This is a genomic window from Micromonospora trifolii (assembly GCF_022229005.1).
Lineage (GTDB): Bacteria > Actinomycetota > Actinomycetes > Mycobacteriales > Micromonosporaceae > Micromonospora > Micromonospora trifolii.
This window is the reverse complement of the sequence record NZ_JAKKFD010000034.1, coordinates 100,190-114,607: the sequence shown is the minus strand read 5'-3', so window position 1 is coordinate 114,607 and position 14,418 is coordinate 100,190. Positions and strand designations below refer to the sequence as shown.

The window sequence follows — 14,418 nt, the reverse complement described above, 5'->3', positions numbered from 1 at the left end:
TCAGCCTCCCGCACCCTGGCTGGTCACCGACGGCTGGCCGTTCGCCGGCTGCGGCACACCGATGGTCTTGCCGTCCGGCAGTCGGATGTAGCCCGGCTCGCCGGCGTCGACCAGGCCCAGCCGCCGCGCCTCGGCGGTCAGGTTGCCCGGCGCCTCGGCGTCGGCGATCTGCTTGTCCAGTTGCTGCTTCTCCAGGTCCAGTCGAGCCTGCTGCTGCTGCAACCGCTCCAGCCGGAACGCGTTCTCATTGATCTTGGTATTGACCGCCAGGATGCCCAGCACCCCACCGACCACCAGCACCACGATCAGCGCCGCGAAAGGCGCACGCGGCACCGAGATCGGCGGCGGCGGCGCCACCCGCAGTCGCGGTGGCCGGGCGCTGGTGGCGCTGGCGGCCTTCTCGACCGGCCGCAGCGCGGCGGTGCCCTGAGTCGGGAACTCGCGCGCCCCCCGGGCGCGAGTGTCCCCCTGCCGATTCGTTCGATCGATGCGTGGCGTACCGTTTCCGAGGCGCGGAGCCCGCTCCGCCGCGATCCGGCCCCCCGACCGCGGTGCGCGCTGCCCGCCGCCGGTGACGTCCCGGCGGTCGCGCTTGTCAATGCTCATGTCCCTCCCCCTCAACATCCGTCCCTCTAGCCGTCCCGGTGCCCCTGACCCCCCACGGATCAGGCGGACCCCGTGCCCGGTTGGTGCATTCCCTTCACCCGTCGGCGAGACCGTTCGCGGTCGGTCCGCCCCTGCTCTGTCGCGTTCGGGTCGAGTCGCTCCGCGGCCCGCAGCCGCACCGAGGCAGCCCGCGGGTTCGCGGCGACCTCCGCCTCCCCGGGCAGTTCGGCGCCCCGGCTGAGCAGCCGGAACGTCGGACCGGACCCGGGAAGCTCGACCGGGAGGTCAATCGGGCCCTTACTGCGGACCCGGTCCGTGAGGGCCGCCTTGGTGAGCCTGTCCTCCAGCGAGTGGTAGGACAGGACCACCATGCGACCGCCCACGGTCAGTGCGTCGAGTGCGAATGGCAACGCTGTCTCCAGCGCTGCCAGCTCTTTGTTTACCTCGATCCGTAAAGCCTGAAACGTTCTCTTTGCCGGGTGCCCGCCCGTTCGTCGGGCTGGTGCCGGAATGGAGTCCCGAACCAGCTCCGCCAGCAGCGCGGACGAGGTGATCCGGGCCCGTTCCCGCTGCCGGATGATCGCCGAGGCGATCCGACCGGCGAACTTCTCCTCGCCGTAGACCCGCAGCACCCGGGCCAGGTCCGGATGCGCGTACGTGTTGACCACCTCTTCGGCGGTCACCCCCCGGGTCTGGTCCATCCGCATGTCCAACGGCGCGTCCTGGGCGTACGCGAACCCCCGGTCGGGCGCGTCCAGCTGCAACGACGAGACACCCAGGTCGAACAGGACGCCGTCGATGGCCGGATAGCCCAGCCGGTCCAGTACGTCCGGCAACTCGTCGTAGACGGCGTGCTCCAGGTGCAGCCGATCGGCGAACCGGGCCAGCCGGACCCGCGCGTGAGCGAGCGCCTCGGTGTCCCGGTCGAGCCCGATCAGGACCGTCTCCGGATGTGCCTCGAGCACTGCCTCCGCATGCCCGGCCAGACCGAGCGTCGCGTCGACGTAGACCGTCCGGCCGCCTCGACCCAGCGCGGGGGCCAGCAGCTCGAGACACCGCTCGAGCAGCACCGGCACGTGCGTGCCGCGCAACTCCCCCATGATGACCCCCACTGGTTGAAACGTCCGTTCTTCTCGTGCGCCTGTCGTCGGACGGCGCTGCCGTCGTACCGCCAGATCCCCATCCGCTCCCGCCTGACACCGGACCGTCGCCCAATGTCTGGATCGTGCGCCTGGCACCGGGGAAGTGATGCCAGGAACTCGAAAGCGGCTGGAGATCTCGCAGTACGTCGGGCGCCGTTACCGCCCTACAGACCGCCGGGCAGCACCCCCTCCTCGATGTCGGCGAAGTCGTCTTCGCTCTCGGCGAGGTAGGTCTCCCAGGCGACCTTGTCCCAGATCTCCACCCGCGTGCTCGCGCCGATGACCACCAACTCGCGGTCCAGCGCGGCATAGGCCCGCAGGTGAGCCGGGATGGTCACCCGACCCTGCTTGTCCGGAACCTCGTCGTGCGCGCTGGCGAAGAAGACCCGGCTGTAGGCCCGGGCCGCCTTGTGGGTCATCGGCTGCGCGCGCAACTGCTCCGCGATCCGCTGGAACTCAGGGGTCGGGAAGACGTAGAGGCAGCGCTCCTGCCCTTTGGTGACCACGACACCCCCCGCCAGCTCATCCCGGAACTTGGCCGGAAGGATCAACCGGCCCTTTTCGTCCAGGCGCGGAGTGTGGGTGCCGAGAAACATCGGCCCAACCCCCTCGCCCTTGAGCGGCGTTCGCGGCGCCGCTGACCCCCCGGGCCGGTGAGCCCTCCCGGCCTCACCATTGGTCCCCACTCTACTCCACTTCCCTCCACCCGCAACCAAATTCGCCCGCGTGGCGCGGCCAACCCGGAGGCAAAACCGCACGTCACAAGGGGTGGAGCGCAGTGGAGGGCTCCGGCCGCCCCTCGGCGTGGTCCGCTTTCCGACATAGATCGACTCCGTCCGGGGGACGCCGACCCGGCCGCCCGCGCAGCCACCACGGCCGAACGGTTCACCGTCGGCGGCGATCTGGTGGGGCCGGCGGTCCGGTAACCTCGCTCGCGTGACGGACGCGAAAATGCCCCTACGGGCCAAGGTGGCCAGCTCCGTGTCACGGACCGCCGCGGCGCTCTCCCGGGCGGCCGGCCGTGGCGACGGTTCAGTGATCGGCGGGTGGATCGGCCTGAAGATCGACCCGGACCTGCTGGCTCACCTGTCGGCCGGGCGCGCCATCGCGCTCGTCTCCGGCACCAACGGCAAGACCACCACCACCCGGTTGACCTCCGCCGCGGTCGGCGTGCTCGGCCGGGTGGCCACCAACTCGTTCGGCGCCAACATGCCCAGCGGGCACACCTCCGCGCTGGCCAAGGCCGGCAGCACCCCGTACGCGGTGCTGGAGGTCGACGAGCACTACCTGGCGCAGGTCCTGGAGGCGACCGAGCCGCACGTGGTCGCGCTGCTCAACCTCTCCCGCGACCAGCTCGACCGCGCCAAGGAGGTCGCCATGATGGCGCAGCTCTGGCGCGCGGCGCTGGTCCGGCACACCGACGTACGGGTGGTGGCCAACGCCGACGACCCGCTGGTGGTGTGGGCCGCCACCCCACCGGGCGACCCCGCCCGGGGCATCAAGCCGCCGCACGTGACGTGGTTCAGTGCCGGCCAACGCTGGCACGACGACTCCTGGGTCTGCCCGGAGTGCGGCTCCACCATCCAGCGTTCCGGCGAGCAGTGGTGGTGCACCGGCTGCCCGCTGCGCCGACCGGAGCCGCACTGGGTCGTCGAGGACGAGGGCGTGCTCGACCCCACCGGCGCCTGGCACAAGGTCTCGCTCCAACTACCCGGCAAGGTCAACCTCGGCAACGCGGCGACCGCGCTGGCGGTGGCCGCCGAGTTCGGCGTCCGCCCGGTCGACGCGGTGTCCCGCCTCGGCATCGTCACCTCGGTGGCCGGCCGCTACGCGCAGGTCGACAAGGACGGGCGCAACATCCGGCTGCTGCTGGCCAAGAACCCGGCCAGCTGGCTGGAGGCGTTCGACATGGCCGACGACGCGCCGACCCTGCTCTCCATCAACGCGCGCGACCCCGACGGTCTGGACACCTCCTGGCTCTACGACGTCGACTTCGCCCCGCTCCGCGGCCGGCAGGTGTTGATCACTGGCGACCGGGCATACGACCTGGCGGTTCGACTCGACGTCAACGACGTGCCGTTCCAGCACGTCCGCACGTTCGACGACGCACTCCGGTCGGTCCCGCCCGGGCGGCTGGAGGTCATCGCGAACTACACCGCGTTCCAGGACATCCGAGCGGAGTTGGACCGTGTCATCTGAGAGTCTGCGCATCGTCTGGATCTACCCCGACCTGCTCTCCACCTACGGAGACCGGGGCAACGCCCTGATCCTCGCCCGGCGGGCCCGTCAGCGCGGGATGCCGGTCGAGGTGTTGGAGGTCCGCTCCGACCAGCGGCTGCCCGCGACCGCCGACATCTACCTGGTCGGTGGCGGCGAGGACGGCCCGCAGGCGCTCGGCGCCCAGCGGCTGCTCGCCGACGGCGGCCTGCACCGCGCCGTCGCGCAGGGCTCGGTCGTGTTCGGCGTCTGCGCCGGCTACCAACTGCTCGGCACCTCGTTCTTCGCCAAGGGTGTGCAGTGCCGCGGGCTGGAGCTGCTCGACCTGCAGTCCGACCGGGGCGAGAGCCGGGCCGTGGGCGAGCTGGCCGGTGAGATCGACCCCCGGCTGGGCCTGCCGCCGCTGACCGGTTTCGAGAACCACGGCGGCCGCACCCACCTCGGTCCGGAGGTCTCCCCGCTGGCCCGGGTCACCGCCGGGGTGGGCAACGACGGCGCCACCGAGGGCGCCTGGCGCGGCAAGCTGCTGGGCACCTACTCACACGGGCCGGCGCTGGCGCGCAACCCGGCCCTGGCCGACCTGCTGCTGCGCTGGGCCACCGGGGCACACCAGCTCCCGCCGTTGGACGACACCTGGTCGGACCGGCTCCGCAACGAGCGCCGCTCCGCGGTGGCCGCCGCCCGGGCATGATCCGTGCCGTCCGGCGGCTGCTCCGGCAGCCGTCGGCCGCCCGATTCGCCCTGCTCGTCCTGCTGATCGGCGCGTGCGGGTTACTGCTGCTGCTGGTGCCCCGGCCGGATCCGGCGCAGTTGCCGCTGATCGCCGACCGGCTGGGCGACCTCGCCCCGGTGGCGGCGATCCTCGGTGGTGCGCTGCTGCTGGTCGCGCTGGTGCCCCGGACCTTCATCACACTCGCCGCCGGGGCGATCTTCGGCCCGCTGGAGGGCGCCGCGTACGCCCTGGGCGCCGCGCTGGTGGCCGCGGCGATCGGGTTCACTGTCGGCCGGTTGCTCGGTCGGGAGTTCGTAGCCGAACGGGTTCGCGGTCGCCTGGCCCGCCTCGACGGTTGGTTCGCCCGGCAGAGCGTGCTCGGTGTGGTCACCGTCCGGCTGCTGCCGATCGCCGGCTTCGGCCTGGTCAGCTACGGCTACGGCACGACCGGCGCCCGAGTGCTGCCGTTCCTGGCCGGAAGCGTGATCGCGTCCGCGCCCACCGCCTTCGGCTACGCGGCGATCGGCGCGGCGGTCAGCTCCCCCGGCCACGTCAACTGGTACGCCGCCGCCCCGGCCAGCCTCGGCCTGATCGCCAGCCTGGTCCTCGTCCACCAGTGGTGGCGCGCCGAACGCCGCCGCCGCACCATGCCCGTCTGACCCGCGGCGGAAAGCCGAGCAGACCGGCCTGCTCGTGACCGCCGGAGCGCAACCGCCCGGCGGCTGGTCGAGCCGGTTGCGCGGTGACCGGCGGGGGATGCCCCGGAGAGCGTGATGACTCAGAGGCATATTGATGCCTCTGAGTCATCACGCTCAACGCGGTGCCCGCCTCCGTGGACGTCACGGTGCCCTGATCGACTGCGGGTCAGGCGACTACCGAGACCATTCGGCCCTTGACCACGATGACCTTGCGGGGCTCCTTGCCGGCCAGGGTCGCGGCCACCGCGTCCAGGGCCGCCGCGCGGACGGTCTCCTCGGCGGCGTCTGCGGGGACCTCGATGCGGCCACGGACCTTGCCGTTGACCTGCACCGGGTAGGTCACCGTGTCGGCCACCAGCAGCGCCGGGTCCGCGGTCGGAAAGTCCGCGTACGTCAGCGAGGTGTCGTGGCCCAGCTTGCGCCACAGCTCCTCGGCCAGGTGCGGGGCGAACGGCGCCACCATCAGCACCAGCGGCTCGGCCACCTCGCGGGGCGTGGCCGACAGTCGGGTCAGCCCGTTGGTCAGCTCGATCAGCTTGGCGATCGCCGTGTTGAACCGGATGTCGTCCATGTCGCCACGAACCCCGTCGATCACCTTGTGCAGCAACCGGCGGGTCGCCTCGTCGGCCGGGTCCTCGGTGACCCGCAGGGCGCCGGTCTGCTCGTCGACGACAGCCCGCCACACCCGCTGCAGGAACCGGTACGAGCCGACCACCGCCCGGGTCTCCCAGGGGCGGGAGACCTCCAGCGGGCCCATCGACATCTCGTACACCCGGAAGGTGTCCGCGCCGTAGGCGGCGCACATGTCGTCGGGGGTCACCACGTTCTTCAGCGACTTGCCCATCTTGCCGTACTCGCGGTTGACCGTCAGGTCGCCCAGGTAGTAGGCGCCGTCGCGCTCCATGACCTCCTCGGCCTGCACGTAGCTGCCGCGCGAGTCGGTGTACGCGTACGCCTGGATCATGCCCTGGTTGAACAGCTTGCGGAACGGCTCGAACGACGACACGTGCCCCAGGTCGAACAGCACCTTGTGCCAGAACCGCGCGTACAGCAGGTGCAGCACGGCGTGCTCGGCGCCACCGACGTACAGGTCGGTGCCCCCGCAGTCGCCGTCGGCGCGCGGGCCCATCCAGTACTGCTCGTTCTCCGCGTCGACGAACCGCTCGCTGTTGGTCGGGTCCAGGTAGCGCAGCTCGTACCAGCAGGAGCCGGCCCACTGCGGCATCACGTTGGTTTCCCGGGTGTAGCGCTTCGGCCCGTCACCCAGGTCCAGTTCGACCTCGACCCAGTCGCGCCGCCGCGACAGCGGGGTCTCCGGGTTGCTGTTGGCGTCGTCGGCGTCGAACGTCTTCGGGGAGAAGTCGTCGACCTCCGGCAGCTCGACCGGCAGCATCTCCTCCGGCAGGGCGATCGCCGCGCCGGTCTCGTCGTAGACGATCGGGAACGGTTCGCCCCAGTACCGCTGCCGGGAGAACAGCCAGTCGCGCAGCCGGTAGGTCACCGCGCCGGTGCCGTGCCCGTTCGCCTCCAGCCAGGCGATGGTCGCCGCCTTGGCGTCGGCGACCCCCAGGCCGTTCAGGTCCAGGCCGCGCTCGGGCGCGGCGCTGTTGATGGCCGGGCCGTCACCGGTGTACGCCTTGCCGTCGAAGCCCTCCGCCGGCTGCACGGTACGGACGATGGGCAGCTCGAAGACCTCGGCGAACGCCCAGTCCCGCTCGTCCTGCGCCGGCACCGCCATGATCGCGCCGGTGCCGTAGCCGGCCAGCACGTAGTCGGCGATGAAGATCGGGATCTGCCCGCCGGTGACCGGGTTGGTGGCGTACGCGCCGATGAAGACGCCGGTCTTCTCCTTGGTGTCGGACTGCCGCTCGACGTCGGTCTTGGCGGCCGCCGCCTTGCGGTACGCCTCGACGGCCTCCCGGGGGCTGGCGTGCCCGCCGGTCCAGGCGTCCCTCGTGCCGTCCGGCCAGTTGGCCGGCGCCAGCGTGTCGACCAGCTCGTGCTCGGGCGCCAGCACCATGTAGGTGGCGCCGAAGACGGTGTCCGGGCGGGTCGTGAACACCCGCACCGGCGCCGCGCTGGTCGGGAAGTCGATGTGGGCACCGGTGGAGCGGCCGATCCAGTTGCGCTGCATCAGCTTGATCGGCTCGGGCCAGTCCAGGCTGTCCAGGTCGTCCAGCAGCCGGTCACCGTAGGCGGTGATGCGCATCTTCCACTGCTTCAGGTTGCGCTTGAAGACCGGGAAGTTGCCCCGGTCGGAGCGGCCGTCGGCGGTGACCTCCTCGTTGGCCAGCACGGTGCCCAGCCCCGGGCACCAGTTCACCGGCGCCTGCGAGACGTACGCCAGACGGTGGTCGTCGACGACCTGGCGGCGCTCGGCGACGCTCAGCTCGGCCCAGGCGCGGCCGTCCGGTGTGGACCGGTTACCGCCCTCGAACTCGGCGATCAGCTCGGCGATCGGACGGGCCCGGTTGGCGTCGCGGTCGTACCAGGAGTTGAAGATCTGCAGGAAGATCCACTGGGTCCAGCGGTAGAAGTCGGTGTCGATGGTGGCCACCGAGCGGCGCTCGTCGTGCGCCAGCCCCAGCCGGCGCAGCTGCGCCTTGTACCGCTCGATGTTCGCGACGGTGGTGGTCCGGGGGTGGGTGCCGGTCTGCACCGCGTACTGCTCGGCGGGCAGTCCGAACGCGTCGAAGCCCATCGCGTGCAGCACGTTGCGGCCGGCCATCCGCTGGTAGCGGGCGTAGCAGTCGGTGCCGATGTAGCCCAGTGGGTGGCCGACGTGCAGGCCCGCTCCGGAGGGGTACGGGAACATGTCCAGCACGTACAGCTTCTCCGCGCCCGCGCGCGGGTGGGTCGGGTCGGCCAGCGGGCCGGTCGGGTTCGGTGCGTGGAAGGTGCCCTCGCGCGCCCAGGTGTCCTGCCAACGAATCTCGATCTCGTCGGCCAGGGCCGCGGTGTACCGGAACGGGGGAATGTCGCCCGCCGGTGCGGCTGCCTCACTCATCGTCTCTCCTCGCTTCGCTTCGCTTCGTCTCGGCGCCACCGGGCCGGGCCGGCGGCGGGCACAAAAAAGCCCCTCGCGCAGGAGGGGCCGCCGTGCTGTCGCTGGGTTCAGCGCATCAGCACGGCCCGGTAAGAAGCAGGAAGACTCCGGCCATGTCCCGCAGTGTACCTCTTCCGCGGTTCGCCCTGCCGGCCCCCGGGCCTGTCGAACCCCGTTCCCCCGAGCTGGCGAATATCGGTGCGTAACCGACGGACTACCTGCGGGGGTCGGCGATAACGACAAACATGGTTAGCCTGAGAGACTAGTGAGATTCCTGCGGCAAACGAGGCTCGACGTCGCGAACCCAACGGCGGGTCCAGGTGCTCTCTAGAGAGCTGCCGTGACGGCGACGAGGAGGAGGCCCGTGACACAACAGACCTGGGACGAGGTGGGCGGCTTGTTGCCGCACGACGAGTTCCGCGCCGCCAGCGAGGCCATCGTGGCCAACATCGAGCAGGTCATCGAGGGTAAGACCGCCACCGTGCGGCTCGCCCTGGCCGTCCTGCTCGCCGAGGGTCACCTCCTGATCGAAGACGTCCCGGGTGTCGGCAAGACCAAGCTTGCCAAGGCCCTCGCGCGGTCCATCGACTGCACCGTGCGGCGCATCCAGTTCACCCCCGACCTGCTGCCCAGCGACGTCACCGGGGTCAGCGTCTACAACCAGGAGACGCACGACTTCGAGTTCCGTCCCGGTGCCGTGTTCGCCAACCTGGTGGTCGGCGACGAGATCAACCGGGCCTCGCCGAAGACCCAGTCGGCGTTGCTGGAGTGCATGGAGGAGCGCCAGGTCACCGTCGACGGCGTGACGTACCAGCTCCAGACCCCGTTCATGGTGATCGCCACCCAGAACCCGATCGAGATGGAGGGGACCTATCCGCTGCCGGAGGCGCAGCGCGACCGGTTCACCGCCCGCATCGCGATGGGTTACCCGGACTCCAACGCCGAGCTGGCCATGCTCGACGGGCACGGCGCCACCGACCCGCTGCACGAGCTGCGCGCGGTCTCCGACGCGGCCATCGTCCGGCAGCTGATCGCCACCGTCCGGCAGGTGCACGTCGCCGACGCGGTCAAGCAGTACGCGATCGACCTGGTCACCGCCACCCGCGAGGCCCCCGACCTGCGGCTCGGCGCGTCCCCCCGGGCAACCCTGCAACTGTTGCGCACCGCCCGGGCGGTCGCCGCCCTGGAGGGCCGCGACTACGTCCTTCCCGACGACCTTCAGGCCCTGGCGGTGCCGGTGCTCGCCCACCGGATCATCCCGACCGCCGACGCGCAGCTCGCCCGGCGCACCACCGACGCGATCGTCTCCGAGCTGGTGCACCGCCTGCCGCTGCCACACGACCGGCAGCGCAACCCGTACGACACCCGACCCCCCGCCACCGGCAACGGTCGCGCACCCTACGAGCCGCGGAGGCCATGACGTGCGTGCCGGGCTACGCGGGCTGACCACCCGCGGGCGGTCCTTCCTCGCCGCCGCTGTCGCGGCGGCGATCTCGGCCGGCATCCTCGGCGAGAAGGACCTGCTCCGGGTGGCTGTGCTGTTGGCCATCCTGCCGTTGCTGGCCGCCGCCTACGTCGGGCGGAGCCGCTACAAGCTGGCCTGCAACCGTTCGCTGGACCCGCACCGGGTTCCGGTCGGCGCCAACTCCCGGGTGGTGCTGCGCCTACAGAACCTGTCCCGGCTGCCGACCGGCACCCTGCTCCTGGAGGACCGGCTGCCCTACGCGTTGGGCAGCCGGCCCCGGGTGGTGTTGGAGCGCCTCGGCGCGCACCAGGCCAGCTCCGTGGCGTACACGGTGCGGGCCGACGTGCGGGGTCGCTACGACGTGGGCCCGCTGGTCGTCCGGATGACCGACCCGTTCGGCCTGTGCGAGCTCACCCGCTCCTTCCCCAGCACCGACCACCTGACGGTCATCCCGCAGGTCACCCCACTGCCGTCGGTCCGGCTCCCCGGGGAGTACGCGGGCAGCGGGGACAGTCGGGCCCGCTCGGTGGCGGTGCACGGCGAGGACGACGCGGCGACCCGGGAGTACCGGCGCGGCGACGACCTGCGCCGGGTGCACTGGAAGTCCACAGCGCGCACCGGTGAGCTGATGGTGCGCCGCGAGGAGCAGCCGTGGGAGAGCCGGGCCACAGTCGTCCTGGACACCCGGGCGTACGGCCACCGGGGCGAGGGGCCGACGGCCAGTTTCGAGTGGTCCGTCTCGGCCGCCGCCAGCATCGCCGTCCACCTGCGGCAGGCCGGTTACAAGTTGCGCCTGGTCACCGGCTCGGGGGCAGATGTGGACGCCTCTGAGGCCGGCGGGGACGGCGCGCTGCTCGACCACCTCGCGGAGGTCCGACTGGATCAGCGCGCCGAGGTCACCGGTCTCGTGCAGCGGGTCCGCCAGCGCGCCGACGGCGGTCTGATCATCGGCCTGTTCGGCACTGTGAGCGTCGCCGAGGCGGAGCTGCTGGCCGGGCTGCGGGGCAACGGCGCCACCTGTGTCGGCTTCCTGCTGAACAGCTCCACCTGGCTCAGCCTGCCGGAGAAGGCGCGGGCCGAGGCGGAGCACGCCCACGCCGCCGCCGTCCTCGCCATGGTGCGGAGTGGCTGGCGGGTGGTCGGCGTCGACCACGGCGGCCGGCTGCCGGCGCTGTGGCCGCAGGTCGGTCGGGGCGCCCAGGGGTTCGCCCTGCGGGCCGCGCTGGCCGAGACGGTCGCCGGCGGTGTGCGATGAACGGAAGGCTCCCCTCATGATCAGCAGTCGGAACATCGGCATGGTGGCCGCCGCTGCCACGCTGCTGGCCGCCGCGCCGCTGTCGGCCATCTTCCAGGGCTGGACGTGGTTGATCGAGTCCATCATCGCGGTCGCCGTGGTGGCCGGGGTGGCCGCGCTGACCCGCCTAGCCCGGGCACCACTGTGGGGTCAGGTGCTGGGCATGCTGGCCGGCCTGATGCTCGCCCTGACCTGGTTGTTCCCCAGCGGCCAGGAGTTGCTCGCGATCCTGCCCACCCCGGGCACGTTCGCGTACTTCGGTGACCTGCTCGCCGGCTCCATGCAGGACATGCGCTCGTACGGGGTCGAGGTCCCGGACACTGACCCGCTGCTGTTCATCGCCGTGCTCGGCGTCGGCGGGGTCGCCGTGCTGGTCGACGTACTGGCCGTGGGGCTGCGCCGGCCCGCACTGGCCGGGCTGCCGATGCTCGCCATCTACTCGGTGCCGGTCGCCGTCTACGTGGACAGCGTTCCCGCGGTGCCGTTCGTGGTGGGCGCCGCCGGTTACCTCTGGCTGCTGGTCACCGACAACGTCGACCGGGTGCGCCGCTTCGGGCGCCGGTTCACCGGTGATGGCCGCGACGTCGACGTGTGGGAGGCCTCTCCGTTGGCGTCCGCCGGCCGCCGGCTCGCGGCGGTCGGGGTGGCCCTGGCGGTGGTGCTGCCGCTGGCGGTGCCCGGCATGACCGGCGGGCTGCTCGACTCGCTCAGCCGGGGGCCGGGCAACGGATCCGGCAACGGGTCCGGCTCGGGCGGCACGTCCGGTCGGATCGACCTGTTCGCCTCGCTCGCCGGTCAGCTCAACCAGTCCCAGGTGGCCGATCTGGTCAAGGTGAAGACGTCCGAGCAGAGCCCGTTCTACCTGCGCTACGCGGTCGCCGACGAGCTTCGCCCCGCTGGTTTCCAGGCGCGCAACCCCAGCGGCCGAACGGTCAACGGGGACCTGCCGAACCCGGCCGACCGGGCCGGTCCAGGCGTGCAGCAGACCACCTACCAGGCGACCGTCGAGGTCACCAAGAGCCTGAGCATGTCGCTGATGCCGGTGTACGCCGAGCCGACCAGCGCCGACGACCTCAGCGACAACTGGCTCTACGACGCCAACCAGCAGGTCGTCTTCTCCAACCGGGAGAACTCCCGCGGTCGGAAGTACTCCTTCGACTACGTCCGCTCGACCTTCACGCCCGACGCGTTGCGGACCACGAAGCCACTGCCGACCGAACACCCCATACGCCGACAGATGACCGCCACCCCCGGGCCGGTGCCCGAGGTGGAGGAGCTGGTCCAGGGGCTGATCGAGGGCAAGCGCACGGAGTACGACAGGGTGCTGTCGATCTACCGGCACTTCTCGGCGGACAACGGATTCAAGTACCAGCTGAGCACCGAGAGCGGCAGCAGCGGTCAGGACATCGTCAACTTTCTGACCAACAAGGTCGGCTACTGCCAGCAGTACGCCGCCGCGATGGCCTGGCTGGTCCGCGCGGCCGGCATCCCGGCCCGGGTGGCGTTCGGGTTCACCAACGGCAGCAAGCGCGACGGCGACACCATCACGCTGACCAACCTCAACCTGCACGCCTGGACCGAGGTCTACTTCGACAAGGCCGGTTGGGTGCCGTTCGACGCCACCCCGGCGTACGGGGTGCCTGGCTCCACGCGGTCGGCCTGGGCACCGGACATCGACGCGCCGGAGGCGACCAGCCCGAGCAGCGAAGCCCCGGGCGCGCCGACGGAGCCGGGAGCCTCGGCCGGGCCGTCCGACGTCGACAACGCCGACCGGGACACCGACGACGGGCTCGCTCTCGGCGGGACGACGCCGAACGAGCAACCGCCGGTCTGGCCCTGGTGGGCAGCGGGTGTGGTGGCCCTGCTGCTGCTGCTCGCGGTGCCCGCGCTGCGCCGCATGGCCCTGCGCCGCCGACGCGGTGGCAGCGCGGTGAGCCCGGCGATGGCTTCCGCCATTGTCGACGGCGACAGCGAGCCAGGGGCACGTCCGGTGGTGGTCAGCGTGGACGCCAACCGGGCCCGCGCCGACGCGCACGCCGCCTGGGCGGAGCTGCTCGACACGCTGGTGGACTTCCGGGTCCCGGTCGATCCGACCGAGACGCCCAGGGCGACAGCGGACCGGCTCGTCCGGGAGGCCCTCGACGATGAGGACGCGATCGGTTCGGCGCGGCTGCTCGGCCGGGCGGAGGAGCGGGCTCGCTACGCGCGGGATCCGCTGACCGGTGAGCTGTTGGTGCCGGCGCTACGCGCGGTCCGTGGGGCGCTCGCCACGCGGGCGGACCGACGGACCCGCCTGCTCGCCGCCGTGCTGCCGCCGTCGGTGCTGCTGCGTTGGCGCACCGCCATGGCCGACAGGTCCGGCCGAATGGTGGCGCTCACCGGGCAGGCCCGGTACCGACTGCTGCGGTGGAACCCTCGACGGCTGCTGGCCGACCGGGCCGCTCGCTGACCGACCAGTTCCAGGTCCGGGGCGGCGGCCACCACCGCCGCCCCACCCCGCCTCAGCCGCCGCCTTCCCAAGGTCGTGCTCGGTCCAGGAAAGAGAGGCCCCTCCCCTCGCGCACGAGGTCACTACTCCCAGGATCGAGCACGATCATGGGGGAGAGGGCGCAGCGGAGAAGGCGCGCATGGCAGAGGGCGCGCGGATACGACGGAGGTCGCCGGGGGCCTGGTGCCCGGCGACCGCTCGTCGCGGCGTACGGCCCGCCTCAGCGGCGGGACCGGCTCAGCGGTGCCCCTCCGGGCGCTGCCGCCACCTGTCCTCCATGCGGTCCAGGATTGACGACCGGCGACCGGATCGGCCACCGCGGGGACGACGACGACTCGTCGTGCCGCCCACCACGTGCAGGTCGGGTGACTGCGCCCGTCGGTGCGACTGCACCGCGAACGCGGCCGACGCCAGCATGACGACGAAGCCCGCCACCGCCAGTGGTGGAGTCTTGATCACCGCGCCATAGACCAGTAGAGCCAAGCCAGCGATGATGACGCCGGCGGCGACGAGCAGGCGACGCCGCGCATGGAAGCGCGGATCGCTGGCGCGCACGGCCGAGGCGAATTTGGGGTCCTCGGCAAGCGACCGCTCGATCTGCTCGAACAGCCGCTGCTCGTGCTCCGAGAGCGGCACGGCACTCCTCCCCGGTCACGTTGGTCGGGCCCACTCGGGCCGACAGACCGTGGCAGCCAACCGGCTGCTTACCCGCAAGTCTACGAGGGGGGTCGCGCGTCGGAAAGCGGGACG

General features: G+C 71.8%; 10 protein-coding genes and 1 pseudogene. 6 read left to right on the top strand and 5 right to left on the bottom strand.

From position 1 onward, the window contains the following. The 3 genes and pseudogenes from ftsL to mraZ all read right to left on the bottom strand — a co-directional run bounded on the left by ftsL (position 1) and on the right by mraZ (position 2,344). Entirely contained in the window at positions 1-606 is a 606-nt protein-coding gene (ftsL, locus tag NIE79_RS20785) for a cell division protein FtsL (RefSeq protein WP_238680135.1), read from the bottom strand. Further along, positions 596-1,706 (bottom strand): annotated as a pseudogene (rsmH, locus tag NIE79_RS20780) (16S rRNA (cytosine(1402)-N(4))-methyltransferase RsmH). Before rsmH ends, ftsL begins: the two are co-directional and overlap by 11 nt. Before the next feature lie 206 nt (positions 1,707-1,912). After that, entirely contained in the window at positions 1,913-2,344 is a 432-nt protein-coding gene (gene mraZ / locus NIE79_RS20775; RefSeq protein ID WP_030488958.1) for a division/cell wall cluster transcriptional repressor MraZ, read from the bottom strand. Between the two features lie 355 nt (positions 2,345-2,699). On the opposite strand from mraZ, the gene NIE79_RS20770 reads away from it, so the two are divergent. From NIE79_RS20770 to NIE79_RS20760, 3 genes are read left to right on the top strand one after another with little or no spacing between them, the layout of a single operon-like run. Beyond that, a complete protein-coding gene (locus tag NIE79_RS20770; protein ID WP_196929998.1) occupies positions 2,700-3,947 on the top strand; it encodes a MurT ligase domain-containing protein in 1,248 nt (415 codons plus the stop codon). After that, positions 3,937-4,656: a type 1 glutamine amidotransferase gene (locus tag NIE79_RS20765; protein WP_196925380.1), complete on the top strand. Its 720-nt coding sequence runs from the start codon at positions 3,937-3,939 to the stop codon at positions 4,654-4,656. The genes NIE79_RS20770 and NIE79_RS20765 overlap by 11 nt, the downstream gene beginning before the upstream one ends. Beyond that, a complete protein-coding gene (locus tag NIE79_RS20760) occupies positions 4,653-5,336 on the top strand; it encodes a TVP38/TMEM64 family protein (protein WP_238680134.1) in 684 nt (227 codons plus the stop codon). The genes NIE79_RS20765 and NIE79_RS20760 overlap by 4 nt, the downstream gene beginning before the upstream one ends. Positions 5,337-5,541: 205 nt before the next feature. Here the strand turns inward: NIE79_RS20760 and leuS are convergent, their stop codons facing one another. Beyond that, positions 5,542-8,382: a leucine--tRNA ligase gene (gene leuS / locus NIE79_RS20755; RefSeq protein ID WP_238680133.1), complete on the bottom strand. Its 2,841-nt coding sequence runs from the start codon at positions 8,380-8,382 to the stop codon at positions 5,542-5,544. 403 nt (positions 8,383-8,785) lie between these two features. Between leuS and NIE79_RS20750 the strand changes: the two genes are divergently transcribed. The 3 genes from NIE79_RS20750 to NIE79_RS20740 are packed head-to-tail and all read left to right on the top strand — an operon-like array spanning position 8,786 to position 13,629. Then, the gene (locus NIE79_RS20750; protein ID WP_091407670.1) at positions 8,786-9,841 is read left to right on the top strand and encodes an AAA family ATPase; all 1,056 of its coding nucleotides are present in this window, start codon (positions 8,786-8,788) and stop codon (positions 9,839-9,841) included. Between the two features lies 1 nt (position 9,842). Then, positions 9,843-11,141: a DUF58 domain-containing protein gene (locus NIE79_RS20745; protein ID WP_238680132.1), complete on the top strand. Its 1,299-nt coding sequence runs from the start codon at positions 9,843-9,845 to the stop codon at positions 11,139-11,141. Between the two features lie 16 nt (positions 11,142-11,157). Then, on the top strand, positions 11,158-13,629 hold the full coding sequence (locus NIE79_RS20740) for a transglutaminase TgpA family protein (protein ID WP_238680131.1): 2,472 nt from the start codon (positions 11,158-11,160) through the stop codon (positions 13,627-13,629). A 276-nt stretch (positions 13,630-13,905) separates the two neighbouring features. Here the strand turns inward: NIE79_RS20740 and NIE79_RS20735 are convergent, their stop codons facing one another. Next, positions 13,906-14,304, bottom strand: coding sequence for an SCO2097 family morphological protein (locus NIE79_RS20735; RefSeq protein ID WP_030334542.1), 399 nt, complete (start codon positions 14,302-14,304; stop codon positions 13,906-13,908). Between the last annotated feature and the right edge of the window lie 114 nt (positions 14,305-14,418).